Origin of the sequence: Blattabacterium sp. (Blattella germanica) str. Bge, assembly GCF_000022605.2 — a bacterium.
Lineage (GTDB): Bacteria > Bacteroidota > Bacteroidia > Flavobacteriales > Blattabacteriaceae > Blattabacterium.
In genome coordinates, this window is the sequence record NC_013454.1 from 616590 (window position 1) to 636850 (window position 20261).

The 20261-nt window shown below is 24.6% G+C and carries 13 protein-coding genes and 1 pseudogene; 3 read left to right on the plus strand and 11 right to left on the minus strand.

Annotated features, from left to right (window positions below; all coding sequences use genetic code 11):
- Positions 1-159: 159 nt before the first annotated feature.
- Complete coding sequence (locus BLBBGE_RS03025) at positions 160-4050, minus strand: translocation/assembly module TamB domain-containing protein (protein ID WP_012841126.1); 3891 nt, start codon at positions 4048-4050, stop codon at positions 160-162.
- Positions 4051-4074: 24 nt separating this feature from the next.
- On the opposite strand from BLBBGE_RS03025, the pseudogene tsaD reads away from it, so the two are divergent.
- Positions 4075-5105, plus strand: a pseudogene (gene tsaD, locus BLBBGE_RS03030) (tRNA (adenosine(37)-N6)-threonylcarbamoyltransferase complex transferase subunit TsaD).
- 43 nt (positions 5106-5148) lie between these two features.
- Here tsaD and gcvP read toward each other — a convergent pair.
- Positions 5149-8022 (minus strand): aminomethyl-transferring glycine dehydrogenase, encoded by a 2874-nt coding sequence (gene gcvP / locus BLBBGE_RS03035; RefSeq protein ID WP_012841128.1) that lies wholly within the window; start codon positions 8020-8022, stop codon positions 5149-5151.
- A gap of 81 nt (positions 8023-8103) precedes the next feature.
- Here gcvP and mdh point away from each other — a divergent pair, with 81 nt between their 5' ends.
- Positions 8104-9030 carry a malate dehydrogenase gene (gene mdh / locus BLBBGE_RS03040; RefSeq protein WP_012841129.1) on the plus strand — a complete coding sequence of 309 codons (927 nt, stop codon included), beginning with the start codon at positions 8104-8106 and terminating at the stop codon, positions 9028-9030.
- Positions 9031-9060: 30 nt separating this feature from the next.
- Here mdh and BLBBGE_RS03045 read toward each other — a convergent pair whose 3' ends face one another.
- Both BLBBGE_RS03045 and lptB read right to left on the minus strand, forming a co-directional pair.
- On the minus strand, positions 9061-9621 hold the full coding sequence (locus BLBBGE_RS03045; protein WP_012841130.1) for a thiamine diphosphokinase: 561 nt from the start codon (positions 9619-9621) through the stop codon (positions 9061-9063).
- A 26-nt stretch (positions 9622-9647) separates the two neighbouring features.
- Positions 9648-10391 carry an LPS export ABC transporter ATP-binding protein gene (gene lptB, locus BLBBGE_RS03050; protein WP_012841131.1) on the minus strand — a complete coding sequence of 248 codons (744 nt, stop codon included), beginning with the start codon at positions 10389-10391 and terminating at the stop codon, positions 9648-9650.
- A 54-nt stretch (positions 10392-10445) separates the two neighbouring features.
- Here lptB and BLBBGE_RS03055 point away from each other — a divergent pair, with 54 nt between their 5' ends.
- On the plus strand, positions 10446-11678 hold the full coding sequence (locus tag BLBBGE_RS03055) for a peptidylprolyl isomerase (protein ID WP_012841132.1): 1233 nt from the start codon (positions 10446-10448) through the stop codon (positions 11676-11678).
- Here the strand turns inward: BLBBGE_RS03055 and BLBBGE_RS03060 are convergent.
- The 7 genes from BLBBGE_RS03060 to folK form a co-directional block, all read right to left on the minus strand.
- A complete protein-coding gene (locus BLBBGE_RS03060; RefSeq protein ID WP_012841133.1) occupies positions 11675-13423 on the minus strand; it encodes an ABC transporter ATP-binding protein in 1749 nt (582 codons plus the stop codon). The genes BLBBGE_RS03055 and BLBBGE_RS03060 overlap by 4 nt on opposite strands.
- Positions 13420-14163 (minus strand): tRNA pseudouridine(38-40) synthase TruA, encoded by a 744-nt coding sequence (gene truA, locus BLBBGE_RS03065; protein WP_012841134.1) that lies wholly within the window; start codon positions 14161-14163, stop codon positions 13420-13422. Before truA ends, BLBBGE_RS03060 begins: the two co-directional genes overlap by 4 nt.
- A gap of 5 nt (positions 14164-14168) precedes the next feature.
- On the minus strand, positions 14169-15365 hold the full coding sequence (locus BLBBGE_RS03070) for an aspartate aminotransferase family protein (RefSeq protein WP_012841135.1): 1197 nt from the start codon (positions 15363-15365) through the stop codon (positions 14169-14171).
- Between the two features lie 4 nt (positions 15366-15369).
- Positions 15370-17022 (minus strand): OstA-like protein, encoded by a 1653-nt coding sequence (locus BLBBGE_RS03075; RefSeq protein WP_012841136.1) that lies wholly within the window; start codon positions 17020-17022, stop codon positions 15370-15372.
- Between the two features lie 17 nt (positions 17023-17039).
- A complete protein-coding gene (locus BLBBGE_RS03080) occupies positions 17040-17423 on the minus strand; it encodes a Rid family detoxifying hydrolase (protein WP_012841137.1) in 384 nt (127 codons plus the stop codon).
- A gap of 12 nt (positions 17424-17435) precedes the next feature.
- Complete coding sequence (locus BLBBGE_RS03085) at positions 17436-19598, minus strand: putative LPS assembly protein LptD (protein ID WP_012841138.1); 2163 nt, start codon at positions 19596-19598, stop codon at positions 17436-17438.
- 78 nt (positions 19599-19676) lie between these two features.
- Positions 19677-20174: a 2-amino-4-hydroxy-6-hydroxymethyldihydropteridine diphosphokinase gene (gene folK / locus BLBBGE_RS03090; RefSeq protein ID WP_012841139.1), complete on the minus strand. Its 498-nt coding sequence runs from the start codon at positions 20172-20174 to the stop codon at positions 19677-19679.
- Positions 20175-20261: the final 87 nt, after the last annotated feature.

A 20261-nucleotide genomic window follows, 5' to 3' on the forward strand; every position in this document is an offset into this window, starting at 1 on the left:
GAATAAAGGTATTAAAAATACCAAGATACAAAACTTTCTTTTTAAGAAATAGGTTCTTGTTTTTCAATAAGTAATCTTATGATATAAATGATTTGATTTGGATTCTTTTTTTTGTTACTAACTCTAATTAAAAAGAAAGAGACAATGATTCTTATCATTTCATTTAATAGATGATAGATTTTTATTATCATGATATAAAGAAAGAAAATAATTAAACGTTTCTTTTTTTTTTAAAGAATCCAAATTTTTCATATCTGAATATGATAGTATTTTTTTTAATTTTTTTAAAAAAATTTCGAAAACAGAAAAGTATAGAAAATTTTTTATGATCTCGTTTTTTATAAAAAATTTTCCTAAAATTAAAATGGATACAAATTGTATTGTTTTTTCCTCAAAAGAATTTAATTTATTGAATAATTTTTGTTGAGTGATTTTATCACTTTTAGGAAATAAAATTTCCATATTAATATTAGGTTTTTGTATTTTTCCAGAAATATTAATTCTCAATTCTGTAAATATTGGATTATGTTCTGAATCTTTTGCAAAATTTATATACTCAGTAACTTTGGATACATATTTAGTTTCATAAGCAATTAAATTGATATTGGATTGGTCAAAATTATTTTTCCAAGTAATAAATCCTCCTGGTTTGATTTTAAATTCTTTTTCCAATTTTAGAATTGGAATTTTTTCTTGACTAGAAAAATGATAGAATCCATCTATTACAAAATATTTTCCACTAGTTTCAACATCATTTTTATGTGTTTTTTTGAAAAAAAGAAAGCCTTTTCCTTTTAATTCAATAAAATTTTCTAAATTTTTGTCTAAAAATATTGATATTTTCGTATTTTCTTGTACATTCGTTTTCACATCTATTGACAAAAAATCATCATCTTCTTTTTCTTTGTATTTTTTATACGATATTTTTTTATTTTTATAACCCTTTGGGTTAATATATAAATGAGAAGAATTCAAAATTTCTCCATGTTTCATAGAAACATGAACTTTATTTTCTTTTTTATTTATTTTAATTTTTCCACAAGTCAATATTTTTCCAAATAAAAAACGATTTTGTTTTTCATTTGTATCTAAAACGAGTAAGTTTTTTGTGTTTATAGATAATTCTAAATTCCATTTTAGAAAATTTTTGTGTAAAAAACATCCATTTATATATCCTTGAGTATTATATTTAGTGTCCCTAAAAGAAGAAGAAGATAATAAGATGCAGGATTCAGAAACAATATTTACATAAGCCTTGCTCGTAATTTCATAATCTGTATTTATAGAATTTATTTTTATTCCAAATTTGTTAATTTCTAATTTACCAAAGTAATGAGGATTATTTATATTACCAAATATTTTGATTTTTCCTGTTAGAAATCCTCTTGCTTCACTATTCATTTTTTTCCAAAAAAAGGAAAAATTATCCATTCTTAAATTTTTAATATATAGATTGAAATCTAGTTTGGATTGATTTTTAGATTTGTTGTTAATATTTCCAGATATTTTTAAAATATCATGACAATTTTTTTTGAGTACTCCATTAATCTCATAATTTTTATTCTTATGAAAAGAATGAACATAAAAATTTCCTAAAACTGTTTTATCAATTGAAAAATTTGTAATTTTTGCATGTATATTGGGTTCAATTTGATTGTAGTCACTTTTATACGAAAAAAAACCGTTCACAAAACCATCCATATTTTTTTTAAATATGATTTTTTTTAATTGTACATTATTTAAATAAAATTGAAAAATCTTTTGTTTTTTTTCAATAAAATCCGCGTTTACAATAATTTTTTGTTTTTCAGAATATAAAATAATGTTATCTATGACATATCTTCTGTTTAAGAAGTCTATTTTTATTATTCCTAAACCATTATTGGTTTTCCAATCATATCCATTGATATTTAATTTAGAAAGAAAAGGAAAAAAAACGAAAAAAATTTTTTTTCCTTTTTTGCAAAGAAAATTCAATATTTGTTCTTTGTATTCTTGTTTTTGAAATTTTAATAAAAACTTAGAATGAATCATCCAAAAATCTTCTTGATTCAAAATAGATACATCTATTTTTTTAGAAAAGAAATTTTTATAAGTAATTTTTTCTGTATTAATTCGTATATCATTTTTTAAAGAAGAATTAACGATTATAAACAGTTTTTCAAAAAATATTTCATTCAATTGTATTTTTTCTGTGAAAAAAATCGTTCTAAATACGTTCTTCTCTTTTTTTCCTGAAATTCGAATATCAGAAAAAGTATTACTATCTTTTTTTTGTCTTATCAAGTCTATAAAAGATTTTTTTATCAGAAAACTAAAATTCACATGTTCTATTTGTTTTTTACAGTAACTTTTTAAACAAAAAATTTGTTCTTGTATAACAGATAATAAATGTTCCCATTTAAAATCTCCATGAATTTGACCAATGATCATATCATATACATTGATTCTAATTGTTTTAAACTGTTTTTTTTTGATCCACATGACCTTTATATCTTTATCAATTTGATTTTTATCATTATTGATTCTTAGATAGATTTTCTGAACCTGTGGATGAATTTCTCCTTTAAAATTAATTTTAAATCCTGAATGTGATAAAAGCAGAGGTCCAAATAATTTTGATAAATTTTCTTTTAAATTCATGAAAATCCATACATCATCTGATGAACATTTAGATCCATCAAATGGATTATTTGATGAAATGAAAAAAAAACTTTTTTCCTTTAATAAAACTTTGAAGTAAAAAAAGAAGATATTTTTTTCAATTGAAACTTGACCGACATATTGAACCTCATGATTCAAAAAATTAATACAAGTTGAGACTTTAGCCATAAAGAAATGATTTTTAATAGCTCCTTCTACTTTTAAACTTATTTCTTTCATTTTTACTACTCTAATAATTAGATTTCCTTTGTATGTCCATTTTTTCAAATTCAAATTGACTTTTCTAAAATGGAATTTAGAATAGAAATTAGATGGAATGATCTGACTTATTTTATTAGTATGAAATAGAATAAAAGTTTTAAAAAATTTAATTTTTTTCCATTGTGGATACTCATCAATATAAATAGTCTTTGCAAACAATTTATCTTCTTGTAAATCCTTTATAAGAATATTAGATAGAAAAAATTTCTTATGGATCCCATTCAATTGTACGTGAATATTTCCTTGAACAAATAAGCTAAGATTAGAAGACCATTTTCTGTGAAAAAATATTCCTAAATCAGGTCCTAATTTTGATCCTTTAAAAACTTCACATAATATATTTTTTTTATAGAAAGAATTTTTCTTTTCTTCATATTTTTTGCTATTAAAAATCGAAAAAGATCCTTTTAGAAAACTATTCGATGTTTTTATAAACAAATCTTGAATTTCTAATTTTGCAGGATAATAATATGTTAAATGGCAAAACAAGTTTTTGATGAAAAGTTTTTTTTTATTTATCAATCCTTGAGATTGAAAAGAAAAAATAGAAACTTTAATTTTTCTATTTTTAATTTGAATATTTTTCATATAACTAGAAAAAAAATGATCTAATTTTTTTTTAGAATCTATATTATTATACACTAAATGAGATTTGTTGATTATTAACTCTGAACAAGTAATTGTGTTTATTGATTCTTTATTCATCAAAACATTTTTGATAAAAAAAAGGATATTGTTTTCTTTTTCCTTGAAATATTTTTTTATGAAAAAAGAAGAGTTTTCAATGACCATACTTTTTAGACTCAAATGTCTAGAGTTCATAAAAATCAAACGAAATAAATGATTAATAGATATTTTACATTTAGATAAATGAATAAAAGACAAATGATGATGATCTGTCATTTTAACATCATAAAAAATAAGTTCTTTTTTGAAAAAATTAAATGAAATATGTTTTATGGAAATTTTATCGCTTAATTGATTTCTTACTTTTTTCAAAAAAAAGGTTGATATTTTTTCTTGCACTTTTTTTTGATCATAAATATTTACAAAAATCAATACCAATAAAAAAAGTAAAAAAAGGATTATTTTCTTTACGGTAAAAAATTTATGATAAAAAATCATTTTCAAATATATTGTTATTTCATTATGAAAAAAAAACCTATTATTCTCGGTATAGAATCATCATGTGATGATACAGCTGTTTCTATTATTAAAAATAGAGATGTGTTATCTAATATTATCATTCATCAAGAAATCCACAAACAATATGGAGGAGTAGTCCCAGAATTAGCTTCTAGATTGCATGATCAAAATATGACACCTGCCGTCAACCAAGCTATTCATTCAGCAAAAATTAAAAAAAATGAAATTGATGCTGTATCTTTTACTTTAGGACCAGGATTAATAGGATCTCTATTGGTAGGCGCTTCTTTTGCTAAATCTTTTTCAATGGGATTAGAAATTCCTTTACTAACTGTCAATCATGTGCAAGCCCATATACTTACTCATTTCATAAAAAATGCTAATATGAACAATTCTTATCCTAAATTTCCATTTTTAGGTTTAGTTATAAGTGGGGGACACACTCAAATAGTTAAGGTAAATGATTTTTTTAAAATGGAAATATTAGGATCCACTTTAGATGATTCTATAGGAGATACTTTTGATAAAATTGCTAGACTTTTGGGTTTCCATTATCCTGGAGGACCTATGATCGAACTTTTTTCTAAAAATGGAAATTGCAAAAAATTTGGTTTTTCAAAACCATCAGTCAATGATTTAAATTTCAGTTTCAGTGGATTCAAAAGTCATGTTTTACAATTCATTAAAAAAAAATCAAAAAAAAATCCATTATTTATAAAACAAAATTTATCTGATATTTGTGCTTCTATTCAAAGAATCATAGCAGAAATTCTTTTAGAAAAAGTAGAAAAAGCCACTCTAATAACTGATATTTTTAGAGTAGCTTTAGCAGGGGGAGTCTCCGCAAATTGTGAAATTAGACGAATGTTTATATCTTTCGCAAAAAGAAACAAAAAATGGGAAATTTTTATTCCAAAAAAAAATATACCACAGATAACGGAGCAATGATAGCCATTACAGGATTATTGAAATATGAAAAAAATTTATTTGATTCTATTCATGTTTCTCCATATTCAAAATTTAAAACATTTTAAAATAAAAAACAGACTCTCCTAACCTAACTTGAAATTAAACTATTCAATTACATGTACACATCAAATTTCTATCCCCATATCCATCATCAATACGATTGACTGATGGCCAGAATTTTCTTTCCCTGACCCAATATAATGGATATGCAGCTTTTTCTCTACTATAAGGATAGTTCCAATCATTATCAGTTAGCAATTCTATACTATGCGGAGCGTTTTTAAGTACATTTTCTTTTTTAGAAAATTTTCCATCTTCAATTTCTTGAATTTCTTTACGTATATTGATAAGTGTTTCAATAAAACGATCTAATTCTTCTTTAGATTCACTTTCTGTAGGTTCTATCATCATACATCCTTCTACAGGAAAAGAGACAGTAGGAGCATGGTATCCATAATCCATCATTCTTTTCGCTATGTCTATAACTTCTATGTCTAAAGATTTGAAAATTCTACAATCTATAATTAATTCATGCGCTACGGCATTGTTCTTCCCTACATATAATGTGTTATAAAATTTTTTTAATTTTTCTTTGATATAATTGGCATTCAGTATAGATATCTCTGTACATTTTCTCAGCCCATCTGGGCCTAATAAACGAATATAAGCATAGGAAATTGTGAGTATTAAGGAAGAACCATATGGAGAAGAAGATATCGTCAATTTATTTTTTTCTAATTTTCCAAAAAAAGGATGATCAGGAAGAAAAGGTTTCAAATGCGAAGCAACACAAATAGGTCCCATTCCAGGGCCTCCTCCTCCATGAGGAATAGCGAAAGTTTTATGAAGATTTAGATGACAAACATCTACTCCCAAATGTGCTGGTTTTATTAAACCAACTTGAGCATTCATATTGGCTCCATCCATATATACTTGACCTCCATTTTCATGAATCATATTTATGATTTCTTGAATATGTGTTTCATATACGCCATAAGTAGAAGGATAAGTAATCATTAATACAGATAAAAAATCTTTATATTCTTTTACTTTTTTGAATAAATCATTTCTATCAATCGATCCATCATTTTTTGTAGAAATTAAAATAACTTTCATTCCTGCCATGTTTGCTGAAGCAGGATTGGTCCCATGAGAAGAAGAAGGAATTAATGCTATATTTCTTTTAGTTTCTTGTAATGAATGATGATAAGATTTTATAACCATAAGTCCAGCATATTCCCCCTGAGCTCCTGAATTAGGTTGTAAAGAGATTCCAGAAAATCCAGTTATTTCTTTTAAATATTTTTTTAAATTACGAATTACAAGACGATATCCCATAGTTTGTTTATCAGGAGCGAAAGGATGAACATTCCTCCATTCATGTTGACTTAAAGAAAATAATTCCGTGGAAGCATTCAGTTTCATAGTACATGAACCAAGCGGTATCATAGAATGAATTAAAGAAAGATCTTTCCTTTCTAGCCGTTTTATATAACGCATTAATTCATTTTCTGAATAAAATTTATGAAAAATTTCATGTTCCAAAAAATTAGAAGTTCTTTTCAAAGAACTAGGAAATTTGTATTTTTTATGAATTTGATTCGTATCATCAAACTTTTTTCTTTTTTTATAAACTTCATGAAATATGGATAAAATATGATCTATATCTTTTTCACATGTGGTTTCATCTAAAGTAATAGTTAAATGATTTTTATCTATATATCTAAAATTGGTTTTTTTTCGATCTGAAACCTCTTTGAGTTGATCTATAAAATCTGTTTTAATTCTAATAGTATCGAAATAAAATGTGTTCACTTGAGAAAGATTGTTTATACTATTAATCAATAAAAATTCTAATTTTTTAGCATATTCATGAATACTTTTAGCTATTCCTATTAATCCTTCTTTTCCATGAAACAAAGCATACATAGAAGCCATAATTGCAGGCAAAACTTGTGATGTACAAATATTTGAAGTAGCTCTTTCTCTTTTGATATGTTGTTCTCTAGTTTGTAAAGCCATGCGATATGCTTTTTTATTTTTATTATCTATAGATATTCCAATTATTCTACCAGGAATAAAACGTTTATATTTTTCATGAGTGGAAAAAAAAGCAGCGTGAGGCCCTCCATATCCCATAGGAACACCAAAAGATTGGCTGGATCCCACAACAACATCAGCCCCCCATTCTCCAGGAGGTTTTAACAAGGATAGAGACAAAATATCTGCAGAAACAATTACTGATATATTATTTTTTTTGTCATATTCAATTGTTTCACTATAATCATATATTTCTCCTAAACAAGTAGGATAAGATATCATCAATCCAAATATTTTTTTTCCATTATATTTTCCTTTCAACAAATTTTTATGAGTGTCTATTATAATCTGGATCCCTAAACCAAAACATCTTGTTTTTAAAACTGAAAAAGTTTGTGGGAGGATTTCATCTGAAACAAAAAAGCAATAATGATTATCAATCTGTTTTTTTTTGATTTTTTCTTGATAAATCATAAACATTGCATCTGCGGACGCCGTAGATTCATCTAACATAGATGCATTACTTATTTTCATTCCAGTAAGATCTGAAATCATTGTCTGAAAATTGATCAAAGCTTCTAAACGTCCTTGAGATATTTCGGATTGATAAGGTGTGTAAGGAGTATACCAACTTGGGTTTTCTAAAATATTTCTTTGAATAACGCTTGGAGTAATGGTATTTTTATACCCTAATCCTATATAGGAACGGTAAATTTTATTTTTTTTACTTATTTTATAAATGTGATTTAAATATTGATATTCAGAAATAGAATTGGGGAGATTTAATTTTCTTTTCAAACGTATTTCTTTAGGTATAGTTTTTTTTATAAAATTCTTAATAGAGGAACATTGCAATTCTTTCAACATATCGTTAATTTCATTACAAGACGGTCCTATATGTCTATAATAGAATTTTTTTCTTCTAATGTAATCCTCTTTCATAAAAATAGAAATTGTGTTTATCTTTAAAGATTACAAATTTAGGCAAATATTTAAGCTTACCTAAAATCAACATAGAAGAACATGAAAGTTACTATTATTGGAGCAGGGAACGTAGGATCTTCTTGTGCTAGTTTGTTAGCTCAAAAAGATATAGTTAGAAAAATTGTTTTATTAGATATTAGAGAAAAATTTTCTGAAGGGAAAAGTTTGGACATCTCTCAAATGCTTCCTATTGTAGGATCCAATACTCAAGTGATTGGAATAACTAATGATTATTCAAAATCAGAAAATTCTGAAATAATTGTTATTACTTGTGGCGTTCCTAGAAAACCTGGAATGAGTCGTGATGATCTTGTTCAGATTAATGCAAAAATTATTCGTTCTGTCACGAAAGAATCTATTTTTTTTTCTCCAAAAGCAAAATTTATTATTGTATCAAATCCATTAGATGTAATGGCATACGTCACTTATATGACTGCTAAAATTGATTCTTCTCGTGTTATAGGAATGGCAGGCGTATTAGATTCTACAAGATATCGTTTTTTCTTATCAAAAAAATTAAAATTATCACCTAACGATATTCAATCTTTATTATTAGGAGGACATGGGGATACTATGGTCCCTTTATATAGATACACTTCTATATCTGGAATCCCTATACAAGAATTTATATCGGAAGAAGAAAATAATGTGATTGTCGAAAAAACAAAAAAAGGAGGAGAAGAAATAGTCAATTTATTAGGTACATCTGCTTGGATGGCTCCAAGTGCATCTGTAGTTCAAATGGTAGAAGCTATTTTAAAAGATTCTAAACGTATTTTTTCATGTTCAGCTTTTTTGAAAGGAGAATATAATTTGAAAAATATATATTTAGGAGTTCCCGTCATTTTAGGAAAATCTGGAATAGAAAAAATTATAGAATTACAATTAAATAAAAAAGAAAAAGATCTTTTAATTCAATCTGCTAATCATATAAAAATAATGATAGATAAAATCAAAAATTTTTAGATAATCTTAAAATTTATTTTTCTATAAATATTAATAATTCTCCTTTTTATAATTGATTTCTATTTTTTCTTCATAAGATTCGTTTCTTATGCCTATATTTTTTCCTATTTCTAAATCCCCTTTGTTGATAGGGTATTTCAGTCCATGTGTCTGTAATCCTTCTACTTCAGGAAATGGAAATAAAGACACCTTCTTATTTTTTTCTGATAAAAAAGGTCTTTTTATCAGAAAAAAAATAAGAATGATATTTATCATGAAATATAATAGACAATTTTTTTTATACTTCAAAGCTGTAGATAAATTCCCCAAAAAATGATCTTGCTCTTTTCCACTCCCTCCCCAAACATTTATATTCAAAAATCCTTTTTTATGAATTATGTTCAAAGCTTTATCAAAATCAGTATGTTCCTGATCATAAGTATTTAAAAAATTGAGTCCAGAAGGAATATCTTCTTTTAAAAGAGAGTCAAAATCTCCTGTAATGTAATCTACTGAAATTCCTGATTGATTTAAGTAATAAAAAGCTCCATCTACAGCAAAAATTTTTTTATAGAAAAAAATTTTTTTCCTAAAAAGGAGGAGGCTCTCCATTGAGAAATAGTCCTACTTCTGGACCTTTAAAACGATGATTCATTTTTTGACAATATAAAATGATTTCCTAAATAAACTTTTTTTGCCACTGAATCTTGCATAATTTCTAGAGGAGATCCATGTTTTAAAATCTTTCCTTCAAATATTAAATAAATTCTATCTGTTATTGTTAAAGTTTCTTGTACATTATGATCCGTAATTAATATTCCTATATTTTTCTTTTTTAGAGATAGAATAATTTTTTGCAATTCTTCTACAGCGATTGGATCAATTCCAGAAAAAGGCTCATCTAAAAGAATAAATTTAGGATTTATAGCCAGAGATCTGGCTATTTCGGTGCGTCTTCTTTCACCTCCAGAAAGAAGATCCCCACGATGAGATCGTATATGTTGTAATCCTAGTTCTTCAATCAGTTTTTCTGTTTTATTTTTTTTCTTTTTTTTATAAAATTTTCTTTGCATTTCCAATATGCATAGAATATTATCTTCTACAGATAACTTTCTAAATATAGATGGTTCTTGCGATAAATATCCGATTCCTTTTTTAGAACGTTGATACATTGGTTTTTCTGTAATATTTTCTTCATGAAGAAAAATTTTTCCTTGATCCGGTTTAAGAAGTCCTACCATCATATGAAAAGAAGTTGTTTTTCCTGCTCCATTAGGTCCAATTAATCCTACTATTTCTCCTTTATTTAACTGAAAAGAAACATTTTTAACCACATATTTATTTTTAAATTTCTTGCATAATTTTTTAGCTATTAAAGTCATAATATTATAATTTTTTTGTATTATTAATGGAATAAAAATTGTATATCCATAATCATGATAAAAAACAGTCTTAAAAAGTTTTCTCTTTTTTTATTATTTTTTTTGATATATAGTCATTTTTCTTATTCTTTTGAAAAATTAGAAGGAATTTATGCTATAGTAGGAAATGAAATTATCTTAGATTCAGAAATAAAAACTAAGAACTCAAAAAATTGTTTAGATGATCTGGACGACCTTTTGATTGAAAAATTAATGCTTTATCATGCAAAAAAAGATGTTAGTATACAAATAAGTAATCAAGAATTAGAATTGAAAACTCAAGCATTTTTATCAGAAATGAGTAAAAAATATGCAAATCAAGAAGAATTTTTGATACAACAGTTTAAAAAAAAAGAATGGATCCCAAAATTAACCGAAACAATTAAAAATCATCTATACATAGAAAAATTCTATCAAAAAATAACAGACAATGTGGAAATTTCTCCTAAAGAAGTAAAATATTTTTTTACTAAAAACAAGAGTAAAATTCCTTTTTTACCCAAAAAAATGTGCATTTCTTATCTAGTTTGTATTCCAAAATTAAGTCAAATGAACAGAATGAAAATTATAGACTTTTTAAAAAAAATAAAAAAAGAAATACATTCTGACATTGATTTTTCTATTCAAGCTATTTTATTCTCTGAAGATAATTATTCAGCATCGAATGGTGGATTAATTCAAGGAATTAAAATAAATCGTCTTTCAAAAGAATTTAAACATGTAGTTCTATCTCTATCAGAAAAGGAAATATCTGAACCTTTCGAAACAGATTCAGGATTCCATATCATAAAATTAGAAAAAAATAAAGATGAAGTCGATCTCAGACATATTTTAATTAAACCAAAATATACAAAACATGAATTAAGAAAAACAAAATCATTTGTAGATTCTATTCAAAAACGAATTTTCAATCGAAATCTCGAAAATTTGATAGACAAAAACAATCAAATTGTAAATTACTCAATATGGAATAAAATTTGGGTTGAAGAAAATCAATTGTCACAAAATATGAAAAAAGCATTAAATTCTTTAGAAAAAGGAGGTATTTCTAATCCTTATAAAGAAATTGTTAATGAAAAGGAAGCTTTTTTCATTGTCCAATTATTAGATAGCATTCCTTCTCGTCCTATTTCTTTTGAAACAGATTACACAATATTAAAAAATCTTGTAAAAGACATTAAAAAAAAAGATGCAATAAAAAATTGGGCAAAAAAAACATTAAAAAAAACTTACATAAATTGTTCTTAATTTTTTTTAAAAGATTCTTTATACAATCCAGCATAATATCCATTAAGCTGAATCAGTTCTTGATGAGTTCCTTTTTCTATAATACTTCCCTTATTGATCGCTAATATTTTATCAGCATTTTCTAATGTAGAAAGACGATGAGTGATAATAATAGAGGTTTTTTGTTTAGTTAGAAAATCTGTAGCATTATAAATCATTTTTTCTAACTCTTTATTTAAAGAAGCAGTCGCCTCATCTAATATAAGTATAGAATAAGGATGCATTTGAACTCTTAAAAAAGAAATTAACTGTTTTTCTCCAAGTGAAAGCAATCCTCCTCTTTCTTTTACAATATATTGATAACCATTAGGCAATGATGTAATAAAACTATGAATTCCTATCTTTTTTGCCATATTTTCTATTTGATCAATACTAATTGAAGGATCTCCTAATGTAATATTATTTATAATCGAATCATTAAATAAAAATGTATCTTGTGTGACGACTCTAATATGAGATCTTAAATTTTTAAGTTCAATATCTTGAATGGAATGTCCATCTATCCAAATGTTTCCTTTATTGATTTCATATAATCTGGATATCAAATGAGTAATAGTAGATTTTCCGGATCCTGTAGATCCTACTATGGCCACCTTTTCTCCAGGTTGAATTTCAAAAGAAATTCCATTCAAAACCATCTCATTTTCAATATAAGAAAAATGAACATTATTAAATACAATATGTCCTTTAAATTTATTTAAACGTAAGTTTCCCTGATTAATAATGATATCATCAGAATTTAATATAGAAAATATTCTTTCTATTCCAGCTATTCCTCTTTGTATGATATTAAATCGATCTGCTATTTGTCGCATGGGACGAAAAAGAAGATAAATAAAAAAAATGAAAGCAATAATTTGTCCAGGTTTTACATTTCCTTTTTCAATTGCATGAAATCCTCCATAAAATATAACAATACTTATTGTTACTGCAGATACAAGTTCTACTATAGGAAAGAAAATGGAAAAATAAAAAATAGTTTTAAAATGAGCATTCATCAATCTACGATTAATAGATTGAAATTTCAAGAATTCTTCTTTTTCTTTATGAAAAAGTTGAATAACAGACATTCCTATAATATTCTCTTGCAGAAAACTGTTCAAACGTGAAGTTTGTACTCGTTCTTCATGAAAGGTTTTTTTGAGTGTTTTTTGAAAAAATCGAGTAATGATATACATGAAAGGAATAGTAAAAAAAACAATAAAAGATAATTTTTTATGTACTGTAAACATCATTATTATAATCATAATAATTCTTAACACATCTCCAGAAACAAGTAATATTCCATCATTAAATATTACAGTAATAGTCTCTATATCTGATACGGCATAAGAGACCAATTTTCCTATTGGAGTTTTATTAAAAAAAGAATTTCTAAAATGCAATAACTTTTCAAATAAAAGAATTCTAATTCTTTCAATGACATTTTGAGCTAAAACATTAGAGAGATATAATAAAATAAAATGAAATATGCTTTCTAAGAAAAGAAGCACAATAATCAACATCAATATGTTTTTTAGTCCCAAAAAATCCTTATAAAGGATATGAATGTCTATAGCTTTTTGTATTAACTTCGGACGATAAGCGGAAATAAAAGATATTAATACGGAAGTAGTGACTGTTGCTATCAGTATTAATTTGTAATCTAAACTAATTTTAATAAGCTGTTTTAAGGAAGATCTTTTCCTTTTCAAATTTTCTTTCATAAAAAAATATCTTCTGGATAAAGAATTCTGGTAAGAAACAGACCGCATGCAGGAACTATTGATTTACAAAAATTAGAATTTTTAGATTCTATAATTTCTGAAAATTCATTGACGCTTATTTTGTTTCTTCCAACATCAATCAGAGTTCCAATAATAGATCTAACCATAGATCTGAGAAATCTATTAGCTTCAATAGTAAAACAGAAAACATTATTATTCACGGACCAACAAACATGATTCACTTTACATATATTGTTTCTTGTTTCAAAAGTTTTTTTTTTGCAAAAAGAACTAAAATCTTTATGTCCCATTAGCTTTTTTGAAGCTATATTCATTCGTTGAATATTTAATGGGTAGAAACAATGCCAAGAAAAATCTTGATAAAATGGATTTTTATCACGTACTAAATAATATTTATATATTCGTTTTATAGCATTAAATCTTGCATGAATATTCTCTTTTACGGGAAAAATATTTAATACTTTAATGGATTTAGGGAGAAAAACATTTAATTTTTTTATCAAATTATTACTGATTTTACCTTTGTAATCAAAATGCGCAAACATTTGTTTAGCATGTACTCCTTTATCCGTTCTTCCAGCACCTATTACATTGATAGATTCTTTTAACAATTTAGATAAACAATATTCTAAATTTCCCTCTACAGTGCTTACTTTTTTTTGGACTTGCCATCCATAAAAATATTTACCATTATAAGCCAATTCAATAAAAAATCTCAATTACATTATTTTTTTTTAAGTTGATTTAAACTTTCTATAATAATAGAACATCCTTTTTTGATTTCCTCTTTTGTGATAGTTAATGGAGGCGATATACGTAAATAAGAACTATGAAATAAAAAACGAAATAAAATTAATCCTTTATCGATACAATTTTTTAATAATTTTTCTACTGTATTTTTATCTTGTAACTCAAAAGACAAAAGAAGTCCTTTTCCATTAATACTTTTTATTTCGTCATGAACCAAATATTTTCTAATCCACTTTTCTTTCATGGATACTTCTTTCATTATATTAGAATTGATAAGTTGCTCTAAAGTAGCTAAAGAAGCAGAAGCAGAAATAGGATTTCCTCCAAAAGTAGTTAAATGTCCTAAAGGATAAGAATCACAAAAAGTCTTCATTATTTCATGTGATGAAGTAAAAGCACTAATAGGCATCCCACCTCCCATTCCTTTTCCCATTATTAAAATATCAGGAACTATTCCATAATGTTCAAAAGCGAAAAGTTTTCCTGTTCTTCCAAATCCAGTTTGAACTTCATCAAGGATCATTAAAGCCTTTTTTTTATGACATTCTTCTCTTACTTTTTTTAAAAAAGAATTATCAGGCAATGTGATTCCATTCGAACACTGAATGGTTTCTAAAATTACACAAGCTGTTTTTTCTGATATAGAATCAATCAGTTCATCAACATGATTAAATGTGATAAATTTAACCAGAGGAAGGAGTGGTCTAAAAGGTCTTTTCTTTTTTTCATTTCCCATAATACTCATAGATCCATGAGTACTCCCATGATAAGCCCATTTACAGGAAATAATTTCTTCTCTTCCAGTATAACATTTAGCTAATTTTAAAGCCCCTTCTACTGCTTCTGTTCCAGAATTAACTAAATAAGTAGTAGTTAATGGTTCTGGAGTGTTTTCCGCTATTTTTTTGCAAAGCATTACACAAGGATTTTGTATAAATTCACCATAAACCATAGTATGTAAATACTTATCTACTTGTTTTTTTATAGCATCTTTTATTATTTGATTGCCATGTCCTAATACATTAACGGAAACACCTGCCACAAAATCCAAATATTTTTTACCATTATTCCCATAAATATAATTTCCATCAGCATAATCCACTATAATTTTCATGATAAAAGGGTTAATTTGAGTTTGATATTGAAAAAAATCCCTTTCTAATTCTTTCATAACATTATAAGAATTTAGTTCTATTTTTGATTGTTTTTATTTCTTCTTGTTCTAAATAATTTTCTTTTCTGTATTTTTCTATTTCTTTGTACACAAAAAAATTTTTGCAGATTTTGGGTTTTTCTTTCCAAATTTTATCGGAAAGAAAAAGAAATTCATTGGGGGGCTCTTCAGAAAGAGGAATTAATTCTGAATAAACTTGTTCTACACAATAAATTTTTGTGATTTTTTTTTCTTTATCTAAATATAATGATAGAACCCCACAAGAAGATTTATTCATTAACTTTTTTTCTTTCTTGTCATCAATAAAAATGATGCTTTTGACATTTCCTTGAATTAAAATTTTTTCTAAAGTATTTTCTTCATTAAAAAAACCAGTTATCATATCACCTTCTACTTGATTAAATTCTTTTGAATTTATTTTTTCTATATAAGAAGCTTTTTTTATAATTTTTATCGATTTCAAAGAATATTCATTCTTTTCTAGAAAAGAAACATCGATAGATTCACCAGTTATTTGATGATTTTGAAACCAAAATATGGGATTTCCACTAAATTTGATATAATCATTTGAAGATTCATAATTCAAAATATTGCATTTTCCTTGAATCGATTCATTCAAAAAAAAACTTTTTACAGAAAAAGCTTGAATCGAATATGTAGAATTTTTTCTTAAGTTGATTTTTAAAATATCTGAATCAATAATAAAAGAATTTTCTTTTGATGTTTTTACAATTTTTGGATTTTCTTTTAAAATTAAAGAATCATTATGAAAATTAAATTTTCCATATCCACCTATCAAAAAATATTTTTTTTTTAAATCTTCTAGTAAAAAATTTCTAATAAATCCATATTTTTTTTTTTGATTAAAAAACAGGTGTTTTCCTTTTACAATTTTTTCATTGCAATGAATACTAACATATTTTTCTAACAGAAATATTTTTTTTTGAATAAAAAATAACGCTTTTTGAGCATAAATAAAATTGTCTGATTTGTCATTTTGGACTATAAGAACAGAACGATTAAAATTTATTTTTTTTTGTTTAAAAAAATATTCCAATGCATTAGCATGTACAGTATAATTCTTACTAATTAATTTAATTCCATTTTTTAATTCTGCCTTTTCTTCATAAAGTGAAAAAAAACCTTCTTTACTATGTATAATATAATCATCATAATAAATTATACTATCTATATAAAAAACTTTTTTTTTGTTAAAATCATATTCTAACATATTTGTGGTTAACCTGAATTTATTGAAAATAAAAACTACATGATTAACAGCTTGAAACAATTTTTTTTTTAAATTACAATTAATTGTGTCAGCTGTTAATTTTATCTTTCCTATAAATAAAATGACTCCTCCTGATAGTTTGAAATGAGAGAAATTATCTTCTATATATATCTTTTTAGAAATTATTTTATTTTCTTTTGATTTTAATTGAACGTTTCCATAACCATACAACCTATTATTTTTTTTATAATAAATAGCCTTATCACAAAAAAGATGATATTTTTGATATTCAAAATGAATATTTCCTATTAAAAAAATAGCATCATTATGATCATTTTTTTGTATTAAATCAGCATGAATTATATGTATATTTTCAGAATATGCTGTATTCAGAAATGAAATAAAAAAAAGAATAAAAAGCAATATTTCACGAAATATATCTAATTTTTGAATGCAATCAAAGATATTTCTATGTTAGCATTTTTTGGGAGTCCAGAGACTTGTATAGTTTCTCTAGCTGGGTAATTTCCATCATGAAAAAAATCAGAATAGACATCATTGATTTTGGAAAAATGATTCATGTTTTTTACAAAAATGGAAGTCTTTATAACATTTTGAAATCCTATCTCATTTTCTGAAAGAATAATTTTCAGATTTTCCATTATTCTCCTTGTTTCTATTTCTATAGAATCGGAAATTAATTTTCCAGTTTTTGGATCCACGGCTATTTGTCCAGAAACAAATAAAAAATTTTCTACAAGAACACATGTACTATATGGTCCAGAAGATGGAATTTTTTCTATTGAAATTTTTTTGGGAATCATATTTAATTTATTTTAGTTTTTTTCATTATACTGTATAATATCACTCAAATTTGGGTCTTTAATCCCAATGAAAAAATGCCAAGAAGGATTTTCCATAGGAATCCAATTAAAACTCATTTTAAAACTTCTTAAATCTCTATAAAAAATAATATTGGAAAACATTATTTTTTGATTCAATGGATCATAATTTATATGAAGATCAATTTTCCAATATTTTGTAATATTAATAGATCCATTAATGCTTAAAAAAGTATTGAACAACTTTTTTGGATCGATGGAGTCTTTATAATTAGAATGAAAATCAATTTTAAAACTCAATGGGATTGAGTAAAATGCATAATTTTTTTTATCAAACAAAAAATAATCATACCGATTGGTTCCTTTTTTTTTATATTCTTCATTCTTTTTTTTTTCTGATAATAAACTGGTTTCATAGTTACAAGAAAAATCAAAATACATCATCTTGTTCATTCTTTTATTTTTTTCTTCAACAAAATTTATGCCTCCTTTATATTTTATCCCTAAATTTTCTGTAAAATCGGTATGACCTACAATATAGAAGTTGTCCCATTTAATAGAACTTTTATCAATAATAAATGAATAGATAAAATTTTGAAGCATTTTTATTTTCTTATCAAATGTACTTTTGATTTGAACATCAAAATCATTATTTAATATAATGCTTATTCTTTTTTCAAAAATATTTTTTTCATTATGAAAAGTAGTAGGAAAATAACTTACATCAAAAGATAATACAGGTTCTATTTGATGTATCAATAAAATAGTATTTTTTTTTATTTCTAAAGTTTTATTTAATGGGACAGAGATCATCTCTGTAGAAAAATCTATTTTTTGTAAATTTGAAACGCAAGAATAAGGAAATTTACACATATAAAATTCATCATAAAAAATTTTAGGTGAAATTTTCAAATAAGAATCGAAAAAAGAAAAATAAGTAGAAATACTCATTTTTTGATTGAATACAGTATTAAAGGATATTGTTTGATTGAAAAAATCTACAAAATTGTGAATCAATATTTTATTTTCTATATTTGTGTTACGCAATAACAAATTTTTTTTGTTAAAGGGTCGATTTCTCATATGAAAAATCAATTCTGGTATTATAAATTTTATTCTCACTTGATTCTTGCTTCTTTCTTGTCGCATATAAGAATCCATAAATAATAAATAATTAGAAAATTTTTTTCTTATACTTAAATATGAAAGAACTTCATTATCATTGTTCTCGGGTAGATTTTTATTATAATTGATATTTGCATGAAAATTGGCATCATAATCTGATTGAGAATCCTGATTGTGTTCCCATTGAAACTGATAATCATGTTGTTTTCTTGACATATATTGATAATTGAAGTCAAAAAACCCATAATGTTTCAATTTATATTCCATTTTTGTTTTTAAGTTCCATTTATCAGTGTTATATATAGAACTTAATATTTTAAAATTTAGGAAATTAGAAATAGGAAAAAATAAACCGATATCTTCCAAATAAATTTTTTTATTTTGAATTCCAATTTTCGGATAGATCATCCCATAAGACGATCTATTTAATTCTTTTACAGGAATATATAAAAAAGGTAAAAATATAGGCATAGGAACTTTATACCAATAAAAAAAAACTGGACCAGATAAAATATATTTTTTATCATGAAAATATTTTAAAAAATTTGTTTTTAAATAAAAATCAGGATCATTGTCTTTATTTTTTAAAAAAAAAGGATCTGATATATATTTAATTTTTTTCATGAAACTCATATTTTGATCTTTTTTTTCAATGCGATTTGCTATGATCATGTAATTTTTTCTTTTGATATAAAAGTCTTTTGCTTCTATTTTTTTACTATTGAAATTAATATGAAGATTCTTGAAAAGATATTGATAATTTCCTTGTTGTAAAAAAGCGAATTTTTCTTTCTGAATTGCGTACAAATCTCCATTATCCCAATTAAATTCAATACAATCTGCTTGAATTTTTATATCATTATATTCTATAGAAGCTTTTCCTTTTAAATAGGATTTTTTTTCTTCTATATTATGTTCTTGTATATTCGATTTATACTTTATAATGTCTTTAAAAGAATTTTTTTCTTGATCAAAAAAATCGTTATTTATTTTTTTTTCGTTTGCATAAATAAAAATAGAAACGAATAACATAACAATGAAAATAAAAAACTTTTTATGCACTTGTTTTTGTTTATGTATTTTATTTATATACAGTAAGTAAACTTAATTCTATAATTTTTTTACATTTAATTTATCTGTACATAATCCTAATATTTCTAAAAGAGTTAAGTTGAATATGGGATGATTTTGATTAGGGCTAATTTCACACATAGGTTCCAAAACAAATTTTCTCATATGCAATAAAGGATGTGGAATAGTCAAAATAGAACTAGATATAATGATACTATCATAAAATAAAATATCTATATCGATTTCTCTATCTTTGTATTCTCCAGTATAATTATAATTTTTTCTTCTTCCTATAAGAAATTCTATATTTAAAATATTTTTTAAAAGATTAATGGGAGAATGATTAGTTTTTACATGTAAAGCTTGATTGTAAAAATTTGTCGAATTTTTCATATTCCATGCTTCACTTTCAAAATATGAAGATTTTTGAATAATTTTTCCAATTTTTTGAGATATAAAAATTAAAGATTGATCTAAATATTCTTTTCTATTTTTTTTATTACTCCCTTGTAACAAAAAGACATGATGTTCCTTCAAAAGAAAAAATTTCTATAATATATTTAATATACTCAAAAACTGTATTTTTTATTTAAATTAGGCTAATATTTTCATAAAAAAATATTA

Excerpts from the sequence above, each read along its gene's own strand:
- BLBBGE_RS03025 (WP_012841126.1), bottom strand. The coding sequence starts at position 4,050 with ATGATTTTTTATCATAAATTTTTTACCGTAAAGAAAATAATCCTTTTT.
- BLBBGE_RS03055 (WP_012841132.1), top strand. The coding sequence starts at position 10,446 with ATGATAAAAAACAGTCTTAAAAAGTTTTCTCTTTTTTTATTATTTTTT.
- BLBBGE_RS03060 (WP_012841133.1), bottom strand. The coding sequence starts at position 13,423 with ATGAAAGAAAATTTGAAAAGGAAAAGATCTTCCTTAAAACAGCTTATT.
- gcvP (WP_012841128.1), bottom strand. The coding sequence starts at position 8,022 with ATGAAAGAGGATTACATTAGAAGAAAAAAATTCTATTATAGACATATA.
- BLBBGE_RS03045 (WP_012841130.1), bottom strand. The coding sequence starts at position 9,621 with ATGGAGAGCCTCCTCCTTTTTAGGAAAAAAATTTTTTTCTATAAAAAA.
- lptB (WP_012841131.1), bottom strand. The coding sequence starts at position 10,391 with ATGACTTTAATAGCTAAAAAATTATGCAAGAAATTTAAAAATAAATAT.
- BLBBGE_RS03085 (WP_012841138.1), bottom strand. The coding sequence starts at position 19,598 with ATGTTATTCGTTTCTATTTTTATTTATGCAAACGAAAAAAAAATAAAT.
- BLBBGE_RS03070 (WP_012841135.1), bottom strand. The coding sequence starts at position 15,365 with ATGAAAGAATTAGAAAGGGATTTTTTTCAATATCAAACTCAAATTAAC.
- mdh (WP_012841129.1), top strand. The coding sequence starts at position 8,104 with ATGAAAGTTACTATTATTGGAGCAGGGAACGTAGGATCTTCTTGTGCT.
- BLBBGE_RS03080 (WP_012841137.1), bottom strand. The coding sequence starts at position 17,423 with ATGATTCCCAAAAAAATTTCAATAGAAAAAATTCCATCTTCTGGACCA.